21 protein-coding genes and 3 tRNA genes are annotated in these 23,177 nt (G+C 69.0%); 17 read left to right on the forward strand and 7 right to left on the reverse strand.

Annotated features, from left to right (window positions below):
• Nucleotides 1-430: 430 nt before the first annotated feature.
• A complete protein-coding gene (locus tag QQM67_RS01060) occupies nt 431-1,042 on the reverse strand; it encodes a hypothetical protein (protein WP_314171504.1) in 612 nt (203 codons plus the stop codon).
• A 1,433-nt stretch (nt 1,043-2,475) separates the two neighbouring features.
• Entirely contained in the window at nt 2,476-2,922 is a 447-nt protein-coding gene (locus QQM67_RS01065) for a DUF7144 family membrane protein (RefSeq protein WP_314171505.1), read from the reverse strand.
• 385 nt (nt 2,923-3,307) lie between these two features.
• Between QQM67_RS01065 and QQM67_RS01070 the strand changes: the two genes are divergently transcribed.
• Nucleotides 3,308-4,321 (forward strand): YihY/virulence factor BrkB family protein, encoded by a 1,014-nt coding sequence (locus tag QQM67_RS01070; RefSeq protein WP_314171506.1) that lies wholly within the window; start codon nt 3,308-3,310, stop codon nt 4,319-4,321.
• A 60-nt stretch (nt 4,322-4,381) separates the two neighbouring features.
• On the opposite strand, the gene QQM67_RS01075 is transcribed toward QQM67_RS01070, so the two are convergent.
• Nucleotides 4,382-5,053: an SDR family oxidoreductase gene (locus tag QQM67_RS01075; protein WP_314171507.1), complete on the reverse strand. Its 672-nt coding sequence runs from the start codon at nt 5,051-5,053 to the stop codon at nt 4,382-4,384.
• A gap of 46 nt (nt 5,054-5,099) precedes the next feature.
• Nucleotides 5,100-6,662 (reverse strand): amidohydrolase family protein, encoded by a 1,563-nt coding sequence (locus QQM67_RS01080; protein WP_314171508.1) that lies wholly within the window; start codon nt 6,660-6,662, stop codon nt 5,100-5,102.
• Between the two features lie 233 nt (nt 6,663-6,895).
• Here QQM67_RS01080 and QQM67_RS01085 point away from each other — a divergent pair.
• The 6 genes from QQM67_RS01085 (at nt 6,896) to QQM67_RS01110 (ending at nt 9,574) form a co-directional block, all read left to right on the forward strand.
• Nucleotides 6,896-6,968: transfer RNA gene (locus QQM67_RS01085), tRNA-Thr, on the forward strand.
• 46 nt (nt 6,969-7,014) lie between these two features.
• Nucleotides 7,015-7,087 (forward strand) — tRNA-Met (locus QQM67_RS01090).
• A 91-nt stretch (nt 7,088-7,178) separates the two neighbouring features.
• Entirely contained in the window at nt 7,179-7,343 is a 165-nt protein-coding gene (gene rpmG, locus QQM67_RS01095) for a 50S ribosomal protein L33 (RefSeq protein WP_018834916.1), read from the forward strand.
• Nucleotides 7,344-7,486: 143 nt separating this feature from the next.
• Nucleotides 7,487-7,945: a MaoC family dehydratase N-terminal domain-containing protein gene (locus QQM67_RS01100; RefSeq protein WP_314172199.1), complete on the forward strand. Its 459-nt coding sequence runs from the start codon at nt 7,487-7,489 to the stop codon at nt 7,943-7,945.
• The gene (locus QQM67_RS01105) at nt 7,945-8,379 is read left to right on the forward strand and encodes a MaoC family dehydratase (protein ID WP_314171510.1); all 435 of its coding nucleotides are present in this window, start codon (nt 7,945-7,947) and stop codon (nt 8,377-8,379) included. Before QQM67_RS01100 ends, QQM67_RS01105 begins: the two co-directional genes overlap by 1 nt.
• Nucleotides 8,380-8,419: 40 nt before the next feature.
• Entirely contained in the window at nt 8,420-9,574 is a 1,155-nt protein-coding gene (locus QQM67_RS01110) for a UDP-N-acetylmuramate dehydrogenase (protein WP_399064767.1), read from the forward strand.
• Between the two features lie 208 nt (nt 9,575-9,782).
• Here QQM67_RS01110 and QQM67_RS01115 read toward each other — a convergent pair whose 3' ends face one another.
• Nucleotides 9,783-10,490 (reverse strand): NAD(P)-dependent oxidoreductase, encoded by a 708-nt coding sequence (locus QQM67_RS01115; protein ID WP_314171511.1) that lies wholly within the window; start codon nt 10,488-10,490, stop codon nt 9,783-9,785.
• Between the two features lie 30 nt (nt 10,491-10,520).
• On the opposite strand from QQM67_RS01115, the gene QQM67_RS01120 reads away from it, so the two are divergent.
• Nucleotides 10,521-11,258: a TetR family transcriptional regulator gene (locus QQM67_RS01120; RefSeq protein ID WP_399064771.1), complete on the forward strand. Its 738-nt coding sequence runs from the start codon at nt 10,521-10,523 to the stop codon at nt 11,256-11,258.
• Between the two features lie 31 nt (nt 11,259-11,289).
• On the opposite strand, the gene QQM67_RS01125 is transcribed toward QQM67_RS01120, so the two are convergent.
• Nucleotides 11,290-12,303: an adenosine deaminase gene (locus QQM67_RS01125; protein WP_314171512.1), complete on the reverse strand. Its 1,014-nt coding sequence runs from the start codon at nt 12,301-12,303 to the stop codon at nt 11,290-11,292.
• Between the two features lie 158 nt (nt 12,304-12,461).
• Complete coding sequence (locus QQM67_RS01130) at nt 12,462-13,700, reverse strand: pyridoxal phosphate-dependent aminotransferase (protein ID WP_314171513.1); 1,239 nt, start codon at nt 13,698-13,700, stop codon at nt 12,462-12,464.
• A gap of 175 nt (nt 13,701-13,875) precedes the next feature.
• Here QQM67_RS01130 and QQM67_RS01135 point away from each other — a divergent pair.
• From QQM67_RS01135 to rpoB, 9 genes are all read left to right on the forward strand, one after another.
• Nucleotides 13,876-13,948: transfer RNA gene (locus QQM67_RS01135), tRNA-Trp, on the forward strand.
• 119 nt (nt 13,949-14,067) lie between these two features.
• Nucleotides 14,068-14,337 carry a preprotein translocase subunit SecE gene (gene secE, locus QQM67_RS01140; RefSeq protein WP_314172201.1) on the forward strand — a complete coding sequence of 90 codons (270 nt, stop codon included), beginning with the start codon at nt 14,068-14,070 and terminating at the stop codon, nt 14,335-14,337.
• A 70-nt stretch (nt 14,338-14,407) separates the two neighbouring features.
• Nucleotides 14,408-15,286 carry a transcription termination/antitermination protein NusG gene (gene nusG / locus QQM67_RS01145; protein ID WP_314171514.1) on the forward strand — a complete coding sequence of 293 codons (879 nt, stop codon included), beginning with the start codon at nt 14,408-14,410 and terminating at the stop codon, nt 15,284-15,286.
• Nucleotides 15,287-15,448: 162 nt separating this feature from the next.
• Nucleotides 15,449-15,883, forward strand: a complete 435-nt coding sequence (rplK, locus tag QQM67_RS01150; RefSeq protein WP_028433846.1) for a 50S ribosomal protein L11 — start codon at nt 15,449-15,451, stop codon at nt 15,881-15,883.
• Between the two features lie 98 nt (nt 15,884-15,981).
• Nucleotides 15,982-16,704 carry a 50S ribosomal protein L1 gene (gene rplA / locus QQM67_RS01155; RefSeq protein WP_314171515.1) on the forward strand — a complete coding sequence of 241 codons (723 nt, stop codon included), beginning with the start codon at nt 15,982-15,984 and terminating at the stop codon, nt 16,702-16,704.
• A 148-nt stretch (nt 16,705-16,852) separates the two neighbouring features.
• Nucleotides 16,853-17,749 (forward strand): LolA-like protein, encoded by an 897-nt coding sequence (locus QQM67_RS01160; protein WP_314171516.1) that lies wholly within the window; start codon nt 16,853-16,855, stop codon nt 17,747-17,749.
• 296 nt (nt 17,750-18,045) lie between these two features.
• Nucleotides 18,046-18,585 (forward strand): 50S ribosomal protein L10, encoded by a 540-nt coding sequence (gene rplJ, locus QQM67_RS01165; RefSeq protein WP_314171518.1) that lies wholly within the window; start codon nt 18,046-18,048, stop codon nt 18,583-18,585.
• A 117-nt stretch (nt 18,586-18,702) separates the two neighbouring features.
• Nucleotides 18,703-19,092 (forward strand): 50S ribosomal protein L7/L12, encoded by a 390-nt coding sequence (gene rplL, locus QQM67_RS01170; protein WP_070017404.1) that lies wholly within the window; start codon nt 18,703-18,705, stop codon nt 19,090-19,092.
• A 518-nt stretch (nt 19,093-19,610) separates the two neighbouring features.
• The gene (rpoB, locus tag QQM67_RS01175) at nt 19,611-23,096 is read left to right on the forward strand and encodes a DNA-directed RNA polymerase subunit beta (protein WP_314171522.1); all 3,486 of its coding nucleotides are present in this window, start codon (nt 19,611-19,613) and stop codon (nt 23,094-23,096) included.
• Nucleotides 23,097-23,177: the final 81 nt, after the last annotated feature.

Consider the following 23,177-nt stretch of genomic DNA (forward strand, 5'->3'; position numbering starts at 1 on the left):
GCAATGGTTGTATCCCACTCAAGGCGGGAAAAAACATGCCTGCCGCCCTCTCAGTCGTAGCGTGCGGGACACCGGCCAGTCATCCCGGCGGGCGGCGCGACAGCTCTTCCCGATGTGGCTACATCACTGTTCGTCGTGCCGTGCAGCACTCACCTGACAACGTGGCTCCAGTACGGCGAACTGGTGACGGTGCCCGAAAGACTCAGCAGCCAGGAGAGTAGTGGCAGCGACATCGAGAACCGGAGATGCCGTCCTCCCTGCACGAGCAGGCCACGGAGGCTCACGGTCAACCCCACTTCGACACACTCTCGTTGACATCGATCACTGCCTTGCTTCCCTTCTCGGTTTGGTCCCGGCACGTGCGGCACAGGCTCCTTGACGTCTCCAGGAGACCGCTCCGCCGCCGGCCGTTTCCAACCAGGAACCTCCATTAGCTCTGCGGCTCGGCATCCTGGGCGGCAGGTCGTTGTTCGCGTCGCGACCGGCGGCGTCGGCCGAACTCAACCGCGGAGAGAAGCCCGCCCACACCTCCAAGGGCCGTGAGAAGCCCAAGGACCCAGTTTGTGGCACTCCCGACCTTTTCACCAGGTGGCGTTGTTACCTCAACTGTCTGACTGAGAGGATCCGTCTCAGAAAGCACTATGTTCGAACTGCGGTAGTAGGTAGAGGCCGTGAGGGTGACGGTCAAAGGACCAGCTTCCTTCGGCGCGATGGACCACTGCCATCTTGCCGGTTCCTCGCCTGCCCTGCCTAAGACATTCTGGCGCTCCGTCGACAGCCGAACGCACCGTGCCCTTGCACCGGAGCAGTGAACCTTCACCCCGATGAGCCCCCCGACCTTGATGTCCTCTTCTGAGGCCGGAGGTTGGACAGAGGGCGACGGCGATGCGCTGGCGCCCCATCGATTCTTTGCGAGCACGTCCAGGGTGAACTCATCGCCTACCGAAGCCTCGTTGTCCAGGTCGGAGTAGCGGAGCCTGCCCGGGATCAGACTCTTTCGGCCGTCGACAATGTTTTCGGCGTAGATCTCCTGCAGGTTCATGTCTGAAGGTGGATCACCCTGCAGTGGCGGACTGGGAGTAGGGCTAGGAGGATCCCCGGGCCCCTCTTCACCCTCCGACATCACGACGCTCATAGGGGCAGCGATGAGGATGAGTAGGCCCAGGCCCGCCGTCACCCATTTGAACCGACGGTCGCTGTCCGGCGGCTCGTCGCCTATGGCCCGCTTAGCATCCAGCGCACGGATGGCGGCGGTCTTACGGGTAGCCCGCCGTGCTGAGTCGCCCAACATCGTCCCCCGGCCTTGATCCCCGATGAGCACCCAGCAGATCACCCCAGCGGCTAGTTGCTTGAGCCGCTAGGCCCGGACGAGACGCGGACCCAATGACGTGAACGGTGCCCTAGCGAAGCGTAGTTGCCGCTCAGTGGTCGATCCCTGAGAACACGAATCCACCACAAGTCTGCTTCCCTGACGACTTCACGGCTAACCGGCGGCCAGGTTTGGCACGCGTCTGCACCGTGCAGTCTCTCCTTCTCCTGGCCGGAGGGACGAACCCCCGGGTGCCTGATGCGCAGTTGAAGCGCGCCCGCAACGTGCTCGCACACCTGAATCAAGCTGGGTTCGTCGGAAGCCGAGCCGTCGCTCCTCCCTGAGATCCTCGACGAGCTTGAGGCGGCCTGCCGGGCTCGACATCGGCATCACAGACTTGGGCACGTATTGCGGCATCGCCAGCTTCCGAATTACGCATCCATACCCTGGACATCATCCACTCCGTCGAGGACACCTCTGCGAAGGCGCCAGGGACTACCTGACCGAACGGGACCGTGGGGGACTCACCTGCCCGTCCATCGGAGCCCCGTTGGGTGCTGCGGCTTAGCCTGCGTATGGGGCTGAGCGGAGGGCCGACACGATAAGTGTGGATTCGGAGCCCGCGAGAACACGCCATCCGGCTTCATGTACATGAGCATCAAGAGAAGCTCTTTGTTTACGAAGGTCGGAGGGGGTCCGGCCGCGGCTGCGGACGAATGGCGACGAGTGGTTCTGACATCTGTGACCCGTGATCCACCAGCTACACACTCGCCCGTCGGTAGCATCGGCAATCAAGGTGCTCTGCGGGGCTAGCGTGGGGCAGTGCGCAGCTTTCCCGATGAATGTGCAGGTCAGCAGGTGTTGCCAGTGGAGACTGTAAATCTGCCGGCTCAGCCTTCCTAGGTTCGAATCCTAGCGCCGCCACAGACAAGGAAAAGGCCCCTGACCTGCATGAGCGCAGGCAGGGGCCTTTTCGTGTTCCCGTGTGAGCCGGGGAGCCGCATTCGTACCCGTCCGTGCCGCGTTGCCAAGTGGCCCCGGCCAGCCGCTCGTTCACGGCCCGGAGCCGGGAACGGCGGGGTCACGGAGCCCCGGCGCCGCGTGCACGCCGGCAGGCGGACGGCTCCGGCCCGTATGTCCGGTCCGGAGCCGCCACCTCGGCGGGGTTAGGTCGACGCCTGCGATCGCGTGCCCATCCCCGCGCAGAGCGCCCAGATGATGAACACGTCCACGGCCAGCGTGATGACTGCCCAGAGCGGGAAGTGAGGCAGCCACATGAAGCTGGCGATCATGCCGAGACCGGCAAGTCCGATGCCGATCCATCGGGCCCACGTAGCGCCCGTCAACAGCACCGCGATCCCGGCGACCGCTATCGCGGCGCCGAGGAACAGATGCACCCATCCCCAGCCCGTGAGGCTGTAGTCGAACGCGTAGCTCTGCGGTGATGCGAAAACGGCGTCCTCGCGCAGGGCGGCGACACCCGATGAGACGGCGAGCAGCCCGCCGAAGAACATCAGAGCGCCGGCCAGCTTCGTCCAGCCGCTGAACATCGGCTTGCCGGTACTGCGAACCGCGGTACCCGCGTGCGCTCCGCCGGCAGCATGAGTTGCCATGTCGAGACCCTCCCTCTTGCAAGGTCTACCTTCACCTGTTCAGGTGCTTATGCCCCAGTTTGTCAGAATCTCGGCAACCTGCGACCGGAGACGTTTTCCCAGGTCAGAGGGCCCGTAGGCGGCGATGTCCAGCGGGCCCCCGTGCGCCACCCGCCCCCTCCCGGGCCCTGCCGCCCGGGCCTCGGCGCTCGTGCCCCGACGACCCTCTGCGGTACCCCGCGCGCTGCCCGCGCCGGCCCTGTGCGCACCATGTTTCCGGTACGGCGAACCCGGCCAGACGCGTACGACAGGACAGAGAAACAGAACAGCGCAGGGCAAGGAGAGCGGCAGCGCTCGGCAGGGCCATGAGCCGACGAGTGCGCCGCGCGACGTGGAGGCGTCCCGAGTGAGCACACGCGTGACCGAGGGAGACGCGGGAGGAGAGGCAGGAGCCGGCGACCGCGGGCGCGGCCCCGCCGAGCCGTCCGAAGCCACCGCCCCTCCGGCACCGCCGTCCCCTTCCTCGGAGGCTTCCTCCAGGACTTCCTCCGAGGCCGCACCGGCGCACGCGTCACTGCGCAGCGCCGCAGAGTGCCGCACCGCGCTGCGCCGTACGCCCGTGTCGATCTGGAACGACGACGTCACGGACTGGGCCGCCGCCCTCACCTACTACGCGGTGCTCGCGATCTTCCCCGCCCTGCTCGTGACCGTCTCCGCCGTGGGCCTCGCCGGTTCGGACGCCACGAGGGAGCTCATCGCCCGCGTCACCACCGTCCTGCCCGCCCAGTCCGGGGAGCTCATGGCGGGCGTGCTCAAGGACATGGCCGCGCAGAGCACCGCGGCCTGGCTGCTCGCCGTCTTCGGTACGGCCGGATCGCTCTGGTCCGCGTCCAGTTACCTCAGCGTCTTCCGCCGCGCGCTGCACTCGATGCACGGCGTCGAGGACCACCGCCCCGTGTGGCGGACCGTCCCGCGGATCGTGCTGACCGCGCTGGCGCTGCTCGCTCTGCTGGTATCGAGCGTCTTCGTGCTCGTGCTCAGCGGCGAGGTCGCGCGCACGGCCGGCGGACTCCTCGGCATGGACGACTTCGCCGCCGATGCATGGAACACGACGAAGTGGCCGCTGCTGCTGGGCCTCGCGGCCGTGCTCGTGCTCCTCGTCTTCCGCGCGGGACCGGCCGGGACGCGGGGTGTGCGGAAGCGGGCACCGGGCGGTGCCCTCGCCGTACTGCTGTGGCTCGCCTCGTCGTCGGGCTTCGCGCTCTACACCTCGAACGTCGGCACGTACCACCGCCTGTACGGGTCCCTCGCCGGAATCGTCGTCTTCCTGGTGTGGCTGTGGATGTCGAACCTGGCGCTGCTCGCTGGCGCGCAGTTCAACGCCGAGGTCGCCAAGTTGCGCAGAGACGCGGGCAGTTGAGCCGTGCGCCGGCGCCGGTCGTCACCGTGCTCCGCCGCCCGGCGCGCACCGATCCCCGACTCACCCCAGCACGACCGCTCCCACCGCCTCGTCGACGGGAGTGTCGCCGCCGATCAGTTCGAGCGTCTTTCCGGCGGTCCCCGGAGCGTGCAGCAGAGCGCCCAGCACCGCCGCCACGTCGTCCCGCGTCACCTCCGCGCGACCCGTCCGCTCGGCGAGCCGGACGGTTCCCGTGCCGGGATCGTTGGTCAGGCGGCCGGGCCGCAGCACCGTCCAGTCGAGCCCGTCGCGCGCTCGTACGGCGTCGTCCGCTGCCCCCTTTGCCCGCTGGTACGCGGTGAAGACCGCGTCGGCGCCAGGCGGCGGCTCCGTCAGACCCGCGTCCGCACCCATGGACGAGACGATGATGTAGCGCCGGATGCCTGCCCGTTCGGCCGCGTCCGCGAGGAGAACGGCCGCCGCCCGGTCCACCGTCTCCTTGCGTGCCGCGCCGCTGCCCGGGCCCGCTCCGGCGGCGAAGACCACGGCGTCGGCGCCCTCCAGATGAGCGGCGACCTCGTCCACGGAAGCCGACTCCAGGTCGCAGACGACCGGTTCGGCACCCGCGGCCCGCAGGTCCTCGGCGTGCTCCGGGTTGCGGATGATGCCCGCGACCTCGTCCCCTCGCGCAGCGAGCAGGCGCTCGAGCCGCAGCGCGATCTGACCATGTCCACCAGCGATGACTGTGCGCATGCCCCGACCGTACGTCAGAGCCGCCGGGGCGCGTGCTGAGGCGCCGTCAGCCCTGCGACTGCCGGGGCAAATCGAACTCCGACGTACCGGTGAAGTCGCAGAACTCGCGGACCGCGCTGGTGCGCGCCACAACGCGCCCCCGGTGTACGACGATCCGGCTGTACGCGAGCGACAGCGCCCCCGCCAGTTCCGAACCGCGCACGGCCACCAGCTCCGCCGGGAACCCCGCCTCCACCCGCACCTCGGGGAGGCCCATCGTCGTGCGGGCCCGCGCGCAGACCGCGTCGTACGCGGCCTCCGCATCCGCCTCCCCGTGCGACGCGAGCAGATACGCGGCCTCCAGCGGATCGCCCCTGCCGACGGTGTTGGCGGCGTCCCGCAGAGCTCCGCTGCCCGCCGCCACCGTCACGCCGGCCGCCCTGAGCAGCCGTACGGGTGCCACACGCGACGGTGAGGTCTGCGAAGGACGCTCCAGCACACCGCAGTCGCCCTGCGGCAGGCACACCACGGTGACCCCCGCCGCGGCCAGCCGCTCGGCCGTGCGCACGGCCGGCTTGTGCGGCAGCCTCGCGAGGCCCCCGCACGGCCCGATCGCGACGCCGGGCCGCAGCCCTCCCGCGGCGGCGGCCAGCCTGGACAGCCGGGCCGGATCTCCACCGTCGGTGTGGAGGTCGACAGGGCAGCCGTGCTCCGCCGCGACCTCCAGTACGGCGTCCACATAGCCCGCAGGATCGGGGTCGAGGTCGGGGCATCCCCCGATGACGGACGCGCCCATCTTCACCGCGTCCCGCAGCATCGAGAGGCCGTCGGCCCCCGCGACGCCGGTCAGCAGCCGCGGCACGGCCACGGTGCTCAACTCCACGAGACCGCGCAGCGCCCGGCGGGCCTGAAGCACCGCCTCCAGCGAGCGCAGGCCCGCGACGTCCCCGATGTGTACGTGGGTGCGCGTGGCGGTGGCGCCGAGGCCGAGTTGCAGCAGTGCTGCCTCGGTCGTACGCCGCTGCACGTCCTCGGGGGCGCTGCGGGGCGGGCCGTCGGAGCTGGGGGAGACCGCGGTCAGCGCGGTGTCGTAGTGCGCGTGCGCCTCCGCCGGCGCCGGGAGCAGCAGATAGCCGGCGAGGTCGACCCTCGAACCGCCCGCGGGCTGCGGTCCCTGCGCGAGACTGCCCGCCGTACCGACCGCCTCGATGCGGCCGCCGCCCAGCCGTACGTCGACGGTGCGTCCGTCGGCGAGGCGTGCGCCGCACAGCATGAGGCTGCGGGGGGACGCGCCGTCCGCGGTGGCGTCGCGGGGCGTGGCCGGTTCGCGGGGCGCCGCGGGCTCGGAGCCGGCAGCGGGCCCGCGCGCGGAGGTGCCATGCGAGGCGTCGCCACCGGAAGCACCGGACGTACCGGATGCACCGGACTCCGTACCGGCTTCGGCTTCGGATTCGGCACCGGATTCGGCACCGGGGGCGGCAGCCGCCCCGCCCTCCGGACGATCTTCAGGACGGTCCTCCGGTCGACCGCTCTCACGGCCGCTCGTGTCACCGCTGCGGCCGTCGTTCGCGGCCGGTTCGTCGAGGGGGCCGTCGCCGTTTCCCGGCTCCTCTGAGTGGCTGTCGGCCATCGCACTCCCCACATCGGCGGATGATCATGATCACGCAGCGTGAGTAGAGAGTAGGGCGCCCGCACGGCACCGGCGAGGAGGAGGCGAATAGTCGTACTGACGTGGTGCGAGGGGAGTTTGGGGCCTCCGAGGACTCCGGATGAGACCCTTGAAGCAGGGCCCTGGAGGGGCGGCTGACGGGGTCGATACGGATTTCACGTTTGGCTGCCAGACGTGTAATGTCTTCACCGCTCGCCCCAATAGCTCAGTCGGCAGAGCGTCTCCATGGTAAGGAGAAGGTCAACGGTTCGATTCCGTTTTGGGGCTCTGATGTGTGAGATCTCCCGTCGGGAGATGGGAGTCCGCGCATCGTGGCGGTGTAGCTCAGTCGGTAGAGCAAGCGGCTCATAATCGCTGTGTCACCGGTTCAAGTCCGGTCACCGCTACTTCACCGAATGTAGCCGATTGTGGGTTCGGTCCTTCGATCGGCTACTCTTCCTGCTTGTCTGACCCATCTGTCCGTCAAGGAGCACTCACGTGGCTGCCACCGACGTCCGCCCGAAGATCACGCTGGCCTGCGTGGAGTGCAAGGAGCGGAACTACATCACCAAGAAGAACCGGCGCAACAACCCGGATCGCATGGAGATGAAGAAGCACTGCCCGCGCTGCAACGCGCACACGGCGCACCGCGAGACGCGCTGAATCAGGCCCTTCTGCGAGGCCGTCCCCACACCCGGGGACGGCCTCGTGTCGTTGCCCGCGGCGCCCCCTGCCCGCTTCCGCCCGGCCCGGCTCCCGTGATACGGCCCCGCTTCACCAGCACCGTTCAGGAGGTGACGCGCCCCATGGCGCTCGACCAGTCCTTCGTCGGGCGGAGCTATCCGCCCACCAGTCCGTACGAGGTGGGCCGCGAGAAGATCCGCGAGTTCGCCGAAGCCATCGGTGACACGAATCCGGCCTATACGGACCGGGAGGCGGCCGAAGCCCTCGGGCACCCCGATGTGATCGCGCCGCCCACGTTCGTCTTCGCCATCACCTTCCGCGCGGCCCGACAGGTCACCGAGGACCCGCAGTTGGGCCTCGACTACGACCGAGTGGTGCACGGGGACCAGAAGTTCGCGTACACCCGTCCCGTACGGGCGGGGGACCGGCTCACGGTCTCCTCCACGATCGAGTCCATCAAGTCGATGGCGGGCAACGACATCCTCGACGTGCGCGGCGAGGTGCTGGACGAGTCGGGCGAGCACGTGGTGACCGCCCACACCAAGCTGGTCGCGCGCGGCCCCGAGGAGGCGGAGGCCTGATGGCGGCGAAGATCGCATACGCGGACGTCGAGACGGGCACCGAACTGCCCCCGTGCACCTTCCCCGTCGACCGCGAACGCCTCGTGCGTTATGCGGGCGCCTCGGGCGACTTCAACCCCATTCACTGGAACGAGCGGTTCGCTAAGGACGTCGGTCTGCCCGACGTGATCGCCCACGGCATGTTCACCATGGCGGAGGCGATCCGGGTCGTGACCGACTGGACCGGCGATCCGGCGGCGGTCGTCGAGTACGGGGTGCGCTTCACCAGGCCCGTCGTCGTGCCGGACGACGACAAGGGCGCGTCGATCGAGGTGAGCGGAAAGGTCGCGGCCAAGCTCGACGACGAGGCGCGCACCGTGCGGGTGGACCTGACGGTGATGAGCGCGGGCCAGAAGGTGCTCGGAATGTCGCGCGCGGTGGTGCGGCTCGCCTGACGGCCGCGTGCCGCATCCGGAGCGGGGAGCTCGTAGTTCAGTGGAGCCTCGGGTCGGGTCGGGGGAGTACGGGTGTCGCTCCGGGCGTACGGCGTCGCCCGAGAGCGCCCGCCCTGCCCACTCTCGTACGCTTGAGCGCGTGCAGGAACTCCATGACGCCCCCCTCGCCCCGCTGACCACCTTCCGGCTCGGCGGTCCCGCCGCCCGCCTCCGCACCGCGACGACCGACGACGAGGTCGTCGCCGCGGTCCGCGAGGCCGACGCCGCGGGCACTCCGCTGCTGATCGTCGCAGGCGGCAGCAACCTCGTCATCGCGGACGAGGGCTTCCCGGGCACCGCCCTGCGCATCGCCACCTCGGGGTTCCGACTCTCGGGCACGAGGCTGGAGTTGGCCGCAGGCGAGAACTGGTCGGAGGCCGTCGCCCGCACCGTCGAGGCGGGCCTCGCGGGCATCGAGTGCCTGGCCGGGATTCCCGGTTCCGCCGGGGCGACGCCCATTCAGAACGTGGGCGCGTACGGGCAGGAGGTGTCCGCGACCCTCACCGAGGTCGTCGCCTACGACCGGCGCGCGGACGAGACGGTCACCATCCCGAACTCCGAGTGCGGCTTCTCCTACCGCCACAGCCGCTTCAAGGCCGACCCCTCGCGCTTCGTCGTACTGCGCGTCCGCTTCGAACTCGAGGACGCCGGCGGCCTGTCGGCGCCCCTGAAGTACGCGGAGACCGCCCGCGTCCTCGGCGTCGAACCCGGCGACCGCGTCTCGGCGCAGACCGCGCGCGAGACCGTGCTCAAGCTTCGCGCGGGCAAGGGCATGGTGCTCGACCCGGAGGACCACGACACCTGGTCGGCGGGGTCCTTCTTCACCAACCCCGTGCTCGACGACGAGGAGTTCACCGCCTTCACCGCCCGCGTCGCCGAGCGCCTGGGCAAGGACGTCGCGGCGCCCGCGTTCCCGGCGGGGGAGGGCCGCACGAAGACCTCCGCGGCCTGGCTCATCGACCGCGCCGGGTTCGGCAAGGGGTACGGGAGCGGCCCGGCCCGCATCTCCACGAAGCACACCCTCGCCCTCACCAACCGCGGAGAGGCCACCACGGCCGATCTGCTCGCGCTCGCCCGTGAGGTACGGGACGGGGTGCGCGAGGCGTTCGGCGTCACGCTCGTCAACGAGCCCGTGACCGTGGGCTGCGAGCTGTAGGGGCAGTACGCCGCTCCGCTCCCGAACAGGGCCCGCACGCATGTGATTTGGGCCATGCTCCGTACTCCGTACTCCGGCTCGCGCACACGACCGGCCAGCGCTCCGCGTGCGCCCCGTGCCCCTGTGAGCATCCGTGCGCCCGGGGCGCGGACTCCGGGCACCGGGTCGACTGTCCGCACCCCTCTTATAGGGGCCTCTCATACGGACGTCAGGACGCGACCCCGACCGCCTGCTTCACCGTCGCCGGATCGTCGACCATCGCCAGCATCGCCGCAGCGAGGTCGGCACGGGGGACGGTGTTGCTGCGCTGCACATTTCCGCCGATCACCCGCTGGTACGTGCCCTTCGCGGGCTTGTCGGTCAGCCTCGGCGGCCGTACCACCGTCCAGTCCAGGCCGCTCTCCCGTACGACGTCCTCCATCACCGCCAGGTCCGCGTACACCTCGCGCAGCGCCCTGCGCACCAGCGGCAGCATCACCGTCCGGACGAGCAGGCTCTCGCCCTCTCCCCAGGGCCCGACGGGCGCCGCGCTCACTCCGACGTAGCGGCGCACTCCGCCCGCCTCCATGGCGCGCAGAATCTCCCGCGTGCCGCGCGAGGCGATGCCCGCCGCCCGGTTGCTGGGTGCGCCGAGTGCCGAGAGGACCGCGTCACGGCCGGCCACCGCGGGGGCAAGAGCCTCGGCGTCGGTGACGTCCGCGGTGACGACTTGGAGCCGATCCTTCCGTTCGGGCTCTCCTTCCGGTACGGGCAGCCGGGACGGGTCCCGGACCACCGCGGTGACCTCGTGCCCGGCGTCCAGCGCCTGCCGTACGAGCTGGCGGCCCGTGCCGCCGGTCGCTCCGAAGACCGTGAAGCGCATCAGCGTCGCCTTTCCTGAGTGCGTGACCACGAAGGTGGGTGAGTGTTCACTCACCACTCGCCACTCTGCCATTAAAGTGGGTGAATGCCCACTCACCTCACAGGTTCCTCTGGCGGCTCGGGCCGCTCAGCCCGCCCAGGCCGGCGGACGCCCGGCAGGTCCGCCTCCGGTTCGTCGGCCTCGGGGTCGCCGGCTTCCGCACGGCCGACCCGTGAGCGCATCCTCGACGCCGCCGAGGAACGGATGCGCACCATCGGCCTCGCCCGCGCCACCACCAAGGAGATCGCCCGCTCCGCGAACTGCTCGGAGGCCGCCCTCTACAAGCACTTCGCGGGCAAGGAGGAGATCTTCGTCGACGTACTGAAGGAGCGCCTTCCGCCGCTCAACCTGCTCCTGGAACAGCTCAACGACCAGGACGCTGCGGGCGACGGGCCCGCTGCCCGCAGCGTCGAGCAGAACCTCGTCGAGATCGCCCGGCGCGCGGCCCTCTTCTACGAGCGCAGCTTCCCCATCGCGGCGTCCCTCTTCGCCGAACCGAAGCTGCTGCAACGCCACGACGAGGCCATGCGCAGCCTCGGCACGGGACCGCACAAGCCGGTCGAGGCGCTCGCCGGGTATCTGCGCGCCGAGCGCGAAGCGGGGCGCATCCGCGCCGGCGCCGATCCGGAGGCCGCCGCGGCGCTCCTGCTCGGCGCATGCAACCAGCGGGCGATTCTGCTGAACATCGGCGGCGGCGCGGAGGAAGGGCAGCAGCCCCTGGAGGACTTCGCGGCGGGCGTCGTCCGTACGCTGCTCGCCGGGATCGCGCCCGAGCGAGACTGACCGCGAGGACGTGGAGGGCTGCTCCGGTCGTTCAGGCGAGCCACTCGTCGATGTCGGCCAGCACCTGCGCCCGTACATCCGCCGGCATCGACGCCGCACGCACCGACTGCCGTGCCAGCTCGGCCAGTTCGTGATCCGCGAACCCGTGCGCGTCCCGGGCGATGGCGTACTGCGCTTCGAGCCGCGAGCCGAACAGCAGCGGGTCGTCGGCGCCGAGAGCCATCGGCACCCCCGCGTCCCAGAGCGTGCGCATCGGCACGTCCTCCGGCTTGTCGTACACGCCGAGCGCCACGTTCGAGGCGGGACACACCTCGCAGGTAACGTTCCGCTCCGCGAGCCGCGCCAGCAGCGCCGGATCCTCGGCCGCCCGCACCCCGTGCCCGACGCGGGAGGCCCCCAGGTCGTCCAGGCAGTCGCGCACGCTGCCCGGCCCCGTCAGCTCGCCGCCGTGCGGCGCGGCCAGCAGCCCGCCGTTGCGTGCGATCGCGAAGGCCCGGTCGAAGTCGCGGGCGAATCCCCGGCGTTCGTCGTTGGAGAGCCCGAACCCGACGATGCCGTGGTCCCGGAAGCGGACGGCGAGCCGCGCGAGCGTACGGGCGTCCAGCGGGTGCTTCATCCGGTTCGCCGCCACCACCAGCCGCATCCCGAGGCCGGTCTCGCGCGCCGCGCCTTCGACGGCGTCCAGGATGATCTCCAGCGCCGGGATCAGACCGCCCAGCCGGGGTGCGTACGAGGTGGGGTCCACCTGGATCTCAAGCCAGCGCGAACCGTCCCGCACGTCCTCCTCCGCGGCCTCGCGCACGAGGCGCCGGATGTCATCCGGCTCGCGAAGACAGGAGCGCGCGATGTCGTAGAGGCGCTGGAAACGGAACCAGCCGCGCTCGTCGGTGGCGCGCAGCCTGGGCGGTTCGCCGCCGCTGAGGGCCGACGGCAGATGCACGCCGTACTTGTCGGCGAGCTCCAGCAGCGTGGCCGGACGCATCGAACCCGTGAAGTGCAGATGGAGATGGGCCTTGGGCAGGGTGCGCAGATCTCGGACAGCCATCCACAGATCCTGCCGCAAGCGTCCGCCCGCCGGTACCCGCTTTTCCCTGAACGAGCGCTTGCCCGAACACGGGAACGGCCCCCCGGCACGTACGCCGGAGGGCCGTCCCGCACGAGAAGCGGACGCCTCTCAGCGGACAGGCTCTCAGCAGAAGCCGGTCAGTCGTGCGCCTCGCCCAGCAGCTTCTGCATGCGCGAGACGCCCTCGGCCAGATCCTCGTCGCCGAGCGCGTACGAGAGCCGCAGATATCCCGGGGTGCCGAACGCCTCACCCGGCACGACCGCGACCTCCGCCTCCTCCAGGATCAGTTCGGCCAGCTCGACGCTGCTCGCCGGACGCCTGCCGCGGATCTCCTTGCCGAGCACGCCCTTCACGGAGGGGTACGCGTAGAAGGCGCCCTCGGGCTCGGGGCAGACGACGCCGTCGATCTCGTTCAGCATCCGCACGATGGTGCGGCGGCGGCGGTCGAAGGCGGCGCGCATCGCGGCGACGGCGTCGAGGCCGCCGGAGAGCGCGGCGACGGCGGCGACCTGCGCCACGTTGCTGACGTTGGAGGTGGCGTGCGACTGGAGGTTCGTCGCGGCCTTCACGACGTCCTTCGGGCCGACGACCCAGCCCACGCGCCAGCCGGTCATCGCGTACGTCTTGGCGACGCCGTTGACGACCACGCACTTGTCGCGCAGCCCGGGCACGACGGCGGGCAGCGAGGTGAACACGGCGTCGCCGTACACGAGATGCTCGTAGATCTCGTCCGTCATCACCCACAGCCCGTGCTCCACGGCCCACTTGCCGATCGCCTCGACCTGCGCGCGCGGGTAGACGGCGCCGGTGGGGTTGGAGGGGGAGACGAAGACCACCATCTTCGTGCGTTCGGTGCGCGCCGCCTCCAGCTGCTCGACGTCGACGAGATAGCCCGTCGTCTCGTCGGCCACGACGGGCACGGGCACGCCGCCCGCGAGCCTGATCGACTCGGGGTACGTCGTCCAGTACGGCGCCGGGACGATGACCTCGTCGCCCGGGTCGAGGACCGCGGCGAAGGACTCGTAGATCGCCTGCTTGCCGCCGTTGGTGACGAGCACCTGCGCGGGCTCGATCTCGTAACCGGAATCGCGCAGCGTCTTCTCGGCGATCGCGCTCTTCAGTTCGGGAAGGCCGCCGGCAGGCGTGTACCTGTGGTTCCTCGTGTCGCGGCAGGCCGCCGCCGCCGCGTCCACGACGTAGTCCGGCGTCGGGAAGTCCGGTTCGCCCGCGCCGAAGCCGATCACCGGACGCCCGGCGGCCTTGAGGGCCTTGGCCTTGGCGTCGACGGCGAGCGTCGCGGACTCGGAGATCGACCCCACTCGGGCCGAGACACGTCGTTCGGTGGGTGACTGTCCAGGTGGCGTTGCAGCGCTCATAAGGGCATGTTCCCAGACGCCGCCGCAGCCCGGCACCGGGGATTCCCCGCGGGCGGGCGTTACGTGTTCGACGCCCGACCACGGAGCACGTACACTCACACGTCGTCGATCCCCGGCCGTCGCCCCGTGCGCACACCGAGCAGTCGTTCCGATGGGGTAAGTTGGGGAATCACAAAGGGTCGTAGCTCAATTGGAAGAGCACTGGTCTCCAAAACCAGCGGTTGGGGGTTCGAGTCCCTCCGGCCCTGCTCCACACACCGTCCAAGCGGCGTGTGAGTGCTTGCGTACGTACTGAAATGCACCGCTGTGCGGCCGGGCCGGACGCCGCATGGCAACGACCCGGATCAGGTGAGGACGAGTGACGGAGATCACGGATACCACCCAGGTCCCAGAGCCAGGAGGGTCGTCGGAGGGCAGGCCGCGCCGCGGGGGCAAGCGCGGGAAGAAGGGCCCACTGGGCCGCCTCGGACTCTTCTACCGTCAGATCATCGCGGAGCTCCGCAAGGTCGTCTGGCCAACCCGGCATCAGCTCTCGACGTACACCTCAGTGGTGATTGTCTTCGTCGTCATCATGATTGGTCTCGTGACCGTGATTGACTACGGCTTCACCCAGGCCGTCAAGTACGTTTTCGGCTGAGCCCGCGAAGGCACCGCCCGCGGTGCTTTCCGTATGTTCGAACCCATGAAGCCAGGAAGAAGCAGCCACCGTGTCTGATCCGAACCTGAACGATGCCGTCGAGCCCGGCGAGGGCGACGACACCGCACGCGACATCGTCGAGGCTGCGGACGAGAACGCGGACCAGGACAACGGGGACTCCCCGGCGCTCGGCGCCGAGGCGGACGCCGGCGAGCCGGCGGAGGAGGCCGCGCTCCACGTCGAGGCCGACGCCGAGTCGGACGTCGACGCTGACGCCGAGTCGGACGTCGAGGCCGACGAGACCGCGGAGGAGCCCGAGGCCGAGAACCCGGTCGCCGCGCTCCGTGACGAGCTGCGTCTCCTGCCCGGCGAGTGGTATGTGATCCACACCTACGCGGGCTACGAGAACCGCGTGAAGACGAATCTTGAACAGCGCGCGGTCTCGCTCAACGTCGAGGACTTCATCTTCCAGGCCGAGGTGCCCCAGGAAGAGGTCGTCCAGATCAAGAACGGCGACCGCCGCACCGTCCGGCAGAACAAGCTCCCGGGCTACGTGCTCGTACGGATGGACCTCACGAACGAGTCCTGGGGCGTCGTCCGCAACACCCCGGGCGTCACCGGCTTCGTCGGCAACGCCTACGACCCGTACCCGCTGACGCTCGACGAGATCGTCAAGATGCTCGCCCCCGAGGCCGAGGAGAAGGCCGCGAAGGCGGCGGTTGCCGAGGAAGAGGGCAAGCCGGCGGGCGGGCCTGGGCGCAAGGTCGAGGTCCAGGTGCTGGACTTCGAAGTGGGCGACTCGGTCACCGTCACCGACGGCCCGTTCGCCACGCTCCAGGCGACGATCAACGAGATCAACGCCGACTCGAAGAAGGTCAAGGGCCTCGTCGAGATCTTCGGCCGGGAGACCCCGGTCGAGCTGAGCTTCGACCAGATCCAGAAGAACTGAGCCTTCCCGCCCGGCAGTTCGGCGGCCCGGCGCGTTCCGTCGCAGGTCGCCTGAGCTGCCGGTTTCAGTGCGCACGACGGTACGGGCTATCGTTGTGCGGTATGCCTTCATCCGCTCGAAGGATGGAGGCCGAATCACCTCTCACAAGGACCCGGAGAGAGCATGCCTCCCAAGAAGAAGAAGGTCGCGGGGCTGATCAAGCTCCAGATCCAGGCCGGAGCCGCCAATCCGGCGCCGCCGGTCGGCCCGGCGCTGGGTCAGCACGGCGTCAACATCATGGAGTTCTGCAAGGCCTACAACGCGGCGACCGAGTCGCAGCGCGGCTGGGTCATCCCCGTGGAGATCACGGTCTACGAGGACCGCTCCTTCACCTTCATCACCAAGACGCCGCCGGCGTCGAAGATGATCCTGAAGGCCGCGGGCGTGGACAAGGGCTCCGGCACCCCGCACACCACCAAGGTCGCCAAGATCACGCGTGACCAGGTGCGCGAGATCGCCACCACGAAGATGCCCGACCTGAACGCCAACGACCTGGACCAGGCCGAGAAGATCATCGCCGGTACGGCCCGTTCCATGGGCGTCACCGTCGAGGGCTGACCGGCCAGACCACCGTGGCAGGGCCCGCGCAGGCCCGTACCACGACTCCGTAACCGCCGTGCGGCCGCAGCCGTACGACGACACTGTCAGGAGCAGAAGTGAAGCGCAGCAAGTACTTCCGCGACGCGGAGGCCAAGATCGACCGGGAGCGTCTCTACGCCCCGCTCGAGGCCGTCCGTCTCGCCAAGGAGACCTCCACCAAGAAGTTCGACGCGACCGTCGAGGTCGCCCTGCGCCTGGGCGTCGACCCGCGCAAGGCCGACCAGATGGTCCGCGGCACCGTGAACCTGCCGCACGGCACCGGCAAGACCGCCCGGGTCCTGGTCTTCGCGACCGGTGACCGTGCAGCAGCCGCGGAGGCCGCGGGAGCCGACATCGTCGGCGGCGACGAGCTGATCGAGGAGGTCGCCGGCGGCCGTCTGGACTTCGACGCCGTCGTCGCCACGCCGGACCTGATGGGCAAGGTCGGCCGTCTCGGCCGCGTGCTCGGTCCGCGCGGTCTGATGCCGAACCCGAAGACCGGCACCGTCACGCCCGATGTCACCAAGGCGGTCAACGACATCAAGGGCGGCAAGATCGAGTTCCGTGTCGACAAGCACGCCAACCTCCACTTCATCATCGGCAAGGCCTCGTTCGACGACACGCAGCTCGTCGAGAACTACGCCGCGGCGCTCGACGAGGTCCAGCGGCTGAAGCCGTCGGCCGCCAAGGGCCGGTACGTGAAGAAGACGTCCATCACCACCACGATGGGCCCCGGCATCCCCGTCGACCCCAACCGCACCCGCAACCTCCTCGTGGAGGAGGACCCCGCCGCCGTCTGAGCCCCTGCTCAGCCCGCGCGGGCAGCGATGTGACCCGGGCCCCGTCCTCTTCGGAGGGCGGGGCCCGGTGTGCGTTGCACGGGGCGGGCATGTCCGGGATAAGGTCCTCTGCGTACTGCTCAACAAGTGGAAAAACAGGGGGAATCACATGCGCCACGCCCGAATCGCCATGACAGCGGCCGTAGTTGTGATGGCCGCGGGTCTCACGGCCTGTGGCGGCGAATCCGGCGGCAAGGACTCCGGCGGCGGCTCCAAGGACAAGCAGGGCCTCTCGCCCGCGCAGGTGGCCATCACGGAGCTGGAGCAGGCGTCCAGGACCACGGAGGAGAAGAAGTCCGCGAAGGTCGAGGGCGACCAGTCCCAGGGCACTCCGCGGGGCGAGATCTCCACGAAGACCGAGGGCTCCGTCGACTGGTCCGGCGGCGGCACCACCGCCGAGATGACCGTCACGCAGCAGGGTTCCGGCGCGAGCGGCATGCCGACGAGCGGCAAGCCCATGCCCGCGCGCTACACCGAGGACGCCATGTACGTGAACCTCGGCGACGCGTTCGCCTCCACGGCGGGCAAGGGCAAGCACTGGATGAAGTACGACTACGACAAGCTGGCCGAGCAGGCGGGCCCCTCGGGCGCGCTCATCAAGGACCAGATGCAGAACAACAACCCGGCCCGCTCGGTCGATCTGCTCCTGGCCAGCGGCAAGGTGAAGAAGGTCGGCTCCGAGAACGTCAAGGGCAAGAAGACGGTCCACTACAGCGGCACCGTCGAGGTCGCCGAGCTGGCCCGCATGCAGTCGAAGAAGCTCAGCGAGAAGGACCTCGACGAGCTCTCCGGCCAGCTGAAGCAGCAGGGCTTCAAGACCGAGAAGGTCGACGTCTGGATCGACGGCGAGGACCTGCTCGTGAAGAAGCAGGAGCGCGCCAAGGGCACGAACGGCAACCTCGACTCGACGGTCTTCTACTCCGACTACGGCACCGAGGTCTCGGTCGAGGCACCGGCCGCCTCCGACACCGTCCCCTTCGAGAAGGCCTTGCCCGGCCAGAGCTGAGCAGCCGGCGGGCCACCAGGCGTACGGCCCCCTCCGGCACCGGATTTGGTGCCGGAGGGGGCGTTCGCGTAATCTCGTACGAAGCCAAAGACCGCTGGTCGTCGTCGTGCTGATCCAAGAGGCACGGTGGCCGAAGGATCCGCTAGCCGCGGACGACCCGCGTAGGTGATGAGGAAGCTCCCGTGAGACGCGTGCGTCGTCTTCCGGTCGAGCCACGCCCCAGCGCCTGCGCAGGGGCGTTTCGTCGTTCCAGCCCCTTCCGAGCGGTCTCATCACCCGGAAGGAGGCCGAGGCTCATGGCGAGGGACCAGGTCGCACCCGACAAGATCGCCGCCGTCGAGGAGATCACGAACAAGTTCCGTGACTCCAGCGCCGCAGTGGTCACCGCGTACACGGGGCTGTCGGTTGCCCAGCTCAAGGAGCTGCGCCGCTCGCTCGGTGAGAACGCTCAGTACCGCGTGGTGAAGAACACACTGACCAAGATCGCGGCCAACGAGGCCGGGATCAACGAGCTCGACGAGTTCTTCACGGGCTCGTCGGCCGTCGCCTTCGTCACCGGTGACCCGGTCGCGGCGGCGAAGGGTCTGCGTGACTTCGCCAAGGAGAACCCCGCCCTGGTAGTGAAGGGCGGCATCGTCGACGGCGCGCTGTACAGCGCCGAAGACCTGAACAAGCTCGCGGCGCTCGAATCCCGCGAGGTGCTGCTCGCCAAGCTGGCCGGCGGCATGAAGGCGTCCATGGCGAAGGCCGCGGCGACCTTCCAGGCCCCGCTGACGAAGTTCGCCCGCACCGCGGACGCGCTGCGCAGCAAGGTCGAGCAGGGCGGTGCCGAGTAATTCGGCTCCCGTCGAGGCCGGGCAGTCACACGCACCCGGTCACAGCGGGCTCCAAGCCTGACGAACCCGTCGATTCATACACACGGCACCAGCCGGACTAGTGGAAGGACCGCCACCATGGCGAAGCTCAGCCAGGACGAGCTGCTCGAGCAGTTCAGTGACATGACCCTCATCGAGCTCTCCGAGTTCGTGAAGGCCTTCGAGGAGAAGTTCGACGTCGAGGCCGCGGCTCCGGCCGCCGTCGCCGTCGCCGCCCCCGGCCAGGGTGGCGGTGCCGCCGAGGAGGCCGAGGAGCAGGACGAGTTCGACGTCGTCCTCACCGGCGCCGGCGACAAGAAGATCCAGGTCATCAAGGTCGTGCGCGAGCTGACCTCGCTGGGTCTGAAGGAGGCCAAGGAGCTCGTGGACAGCACCCCGAAGCCGGTCCTCGAGAAGGTCGCGAAGGACGCCGCGGACAAGGCGAAGGAGTCCCTCGAGGGCGCCGGCGCCTCCGTCGAGGTCAAGTGATCGACGGGGTCGTGAGACCCCCCAGCCAGGGGCGATCACCCAGCCGGGTGGTCGCCCTTCGGCGTCTTCGAAGCGCTCGCGAGACCCCTCGGAACGGGCGGGTATGGTGATCTTCGCTGCCGTGGGGCCCTTGACGAACGGCACTTGGCGCGCAATTCTCTGGACGCGCCGTTCGCATCGATCCGGGTTCCGAGGCATGGATCGAGGACGAAGCGGGAAGTGTTGCGGCAAGCACGTTCCGCCCTGACGTACCGAGGCCGTCGGGACGGGCCGCGGCAGAGATGAACAACTAGGGGGCCCTCCCGGAGGGAACGAAGGACAGGGTCCTCCCGGAGGAGAGATTGCCACCGGCTGGAGGCGGAGACCGGGACCGAGGCCCGGTCCCGGAAATCTGCTCTGGACATCAGTGGGCCTTGAGGCTACACTGACCCTTTGCGCTGCCTGTTAGCTGCTCCCTGCCCGTCACCAGGGGCACCGGTATGCGCGTAGAGAGTCCGAGCCCTCGGAAGGACCCCCTCTTGGCCGCCTCGCGCACTGCCTCGACCGCCAATTCGAACAACGGCGCCAGCACCGCCCCGCTGCGTATCTCTTTTGCGAAGATCAAGGAGCCTCTCGAGGTTCCCAATCTCCTTGCGCTCCAGACCGAGAGTTTTGACTGGCTGCTCGGCAACGAAGCCTGGAAGTCCCGGGTCGAGGCTGCGCTGGAGAGTGGAAACGACGTCCCGACGAAGTCCGGTCTGGAAGAGATCTTCGAGGAGATCTCCCCGATCGAGGACTTCTCCGGGTCGATGTCGCTGACCTTCCGCGACCACCGTTTCGAGCCCCCTAAGAATTCGATCGACGAGTGCAAGGAGCGCGACTTCACGTACGCGGCTCCGCTCTTCGTCACCGCCGAGTTCACGAACAACGAGACCGGCGAGATCAAGTCCCAGACCGTCTTCATGGGCGACTTCCCGCTCATGACGGACAAGGGCACCTTCGTGATCAACGGCACCGAGCGCGTCGTCGTGTCGCAGCTCGTCCGCTCGCCGGGTGTCTACTTCGACAGCTCCATCGACAAGACCTCCGACAAGGACATCTACTCCGCCAAGATCATCCCGTCCCGGGGTGCGTGGCTGGAGATGGAGGTCGACAAGCGCGACATGGTCGGCGTGCGCATCGACCGCAAGCGCAAGCAGTCGGTGACCGTCCTCCTCAAGGCGCTCGGCTGGACGAACGAGCAGATCCTGGAGGAGTTCGGCCAGTACGAGTCGATGCGCGCCACCCTGGAGAAGGACCACACCCAGGGGCAGGACGACGCGCTGCTCGACATCTACCGCAAGCTGCGTCCGGGCGAGCCGCCGACGCGTGAGGCCGCGCAGACGCTCCTGGAGAACCTCTACTTCAACCCGAAGCGGTACGACCTCGCCAAGGTCGGCCGGTACAAGATCAACAAGAAGCTCGGCGGCGAGGAGCCGCTGGACTCCGGCGTGCTCACCACCGCCGACGTCATCGCGACGATCAAGTACCTGGTCAAGCTGCACGCGGGGGAGACCGAGTCGACGTCGGCCGAGGGCGACCAGATCGTCATCGAGACCGACGACATCGACCACTTCGGCAACCGCCGCCTGCGCAACGTCGGCGAGCTGATCCAGAACCAGGTCCGCACGGGCCTGGCCCGCATGGAGCGCGTGGTCCGTGAGCGGATGACGACTCAGGACGTCGAGGCGATCACGCCGCAGACGCTGATCAACATCCGGCCGGTCGTCGCCTCCATCAAGGAGTTCTTCGGGACCAGCCAGCTGTCGCAGTTCATGGACCAGACGAACCCGATCTCGGGCCTCACCCACAAGCGCCGCCTCTCGGCGCTGGGCCCGGGCGGTCTGAGCCGTGAGCGCGCGGGCTTCGAGGTCCGTGACGTGCACCCCTCGCACTACGGCCGCATGTGCCCGATCGAGACGCCGGAAGGCCCGAACATCGGCCTGATCGGCTCGCTCGCGTCGTACGGCCGCGTGAACGCCTTCGGCTTCGTGGAGACCCCGTACCGCAAGGTGATCAACGGGGTCGTCACCGACGAGGTGCACTACCTGACCGCCGACGAGGAGGACCGCTTCGTCATCGCCCAGGCGAACGCGCCGCTCACCGAGGAGATGCGCTTCGCCGAGGACCGGGTGCTCATCCGCCGCCGCGGCGGCGAGGTCGACCTGATCCCCGGTGACGACGTGGACTACATGGACGTCTCGCCGCGCCAGATGGTGTCGGTCGCGACGGCCATGATCCCCTTCCTCGAGCACGACGACGCCAACCGCGCGCTCATGGGGTCGAACATGATGCGGCAGGCCGTGCCGCTCATCAAGGCCGAGTCGCCGCTGGTCGGCACCGGCATGGAGTACCGCTGCGCGGTCGACGCCGGCGACGTCATCAAGGCCGAGAAGGACGGTGTCGTCCAGGAGGTCTCCGCCGACTACGTCACGGTGGCCAACGACGACGGCACCTACACCACGTACCGCGTCGCGAAGTTCACCCGCTCCAACCAGGGCACCTCCTTCAACCAGAAGGTGCTCGTGGACGAGGGCTCGCGCGTGATCGAGGGCCAGGTCCTGGCCGACGGTCCGTCCACCGACGAAGGCGAGATGGCGCTCGGCAAGAACCTGCTCGTCGCGTTCATGCCGTGGGAGGGCTACAACTACGAGGACGCGATCATCCTCAGCCAGCGTCTGGTGCAGGACGACGTCCTCTCCTCGATCCACATCGAGGAGCACGAGGTCGACGCCCGTGACACCAAGCTCGGCCCCGAGGAGATCACCCGGGACATCCCGAACGTCTCCGAGGAGGTCCTCGCCGACCTCGACGAGCGCGGCATCATCCGCATCGGTGCCGAGGTCGAGGCGGGCGACATCCTGGTCGGCAAGGTCACGCCCAAGGGCGAGACGGAGCTGACCCCCGAGGAGCGGCTGCTTCGCGCGATCTTCGGTGAGAAGGCCCGCGAGGTCCGCGACACCTCGCTGAAGGTGCCGCACGGCGAGACCGGCAAGGTCATCGGCGTCCGCGTCTTCGACCGCGAGGAGGGGGACGAACTGCCCCCGGGTGTGAACCAGCTGGTGCGTGTGTACGTCGCGCAGAAGCGGAAGATCACCGACGGCGACAAGCTCGCCGGCCGTCACGGCAACAAGGGCGTCATCTCCAAGATCCTCCCGGTCGAGGACATGCCGTTCCTGGAGGACGGCACCCCGGTCGACGTCATCCTCAACCCGCTCGGCGTCCCGTCCCGCATGAACCCGGGACAGGTGCTGGAGATCCATCTGGGCTGGCTCGCCTCCCAGGGATGGAACGTGGCGGGGATCGACGAGGAGTGGGCGCGGCGGCTCCAGCAGATCGGCGCGGACGACGTCGCCTCGGGCACCAACGTGGCCACCCCGGTCTTCGACGGTGCGCGCGAGGACGAGATCGCGGGCCTCTTCCAGGCCACCGTGCCGAACAGGGACGGCGACCGGATGGTTCTGCCCTCCGGCAAGGCGCACCTGTTCGACGGCCGCTCCGGCGAGCCGTTCCCGGACCCGATTTCGGTCGGCTACATGTACATCCTCAAGCTGCACCACCTGGTCGACGACAAGCTGCACGCGCGCTCGACCGGCCCGTACAGCATGATCACCCAGCAGCCGCTGGGCGGTAAGGCACAGTTCGGTGGCCAGCGCTTCGGTGAGATGGAGGTGTGGGCACTGGAGGCGTACGGCGCCGCGTACGCACTGCAGGAGCTGCTCACCATCAAGTCCGACGATGTCACCGGCCGCGTGAAGGTCTACGAAGCCATCGTCAAGGGCGAGAACATCCCCGAGCCGGGCATCCCTGAGTCGTTCAAGGTGCTCATCAAGGAGATGCAGTCGCTCTGCCTCAACGTGGAGGTGCTGTCCTCGGACGGCATGTCCATCGAGATGCGTGACACGGACGAAGACGTCTTCCGCGCGGCGGAAGAGCTCGGTATCGACCTGTCCCGGCGCGAGCCGAGCAGCGTCGAAGAGGTCTGACGGGTCTGGCCGGGACGCGATCGCCAGGCGTTCCGGCCTCCCCCTTCGGCCCTGGGGGCCTGGAGGAGACCCCTCCAAACC

Origin of the sequence: Streptomyces winkii, assembly GCF_032248595.1 — a bacterium.
Lineage (GTDB): Bacteria > Actinomycetota > Actinomycetes > Streptomycetales > Streptomycetaceae > Streptomyces > Streptomyces winkii.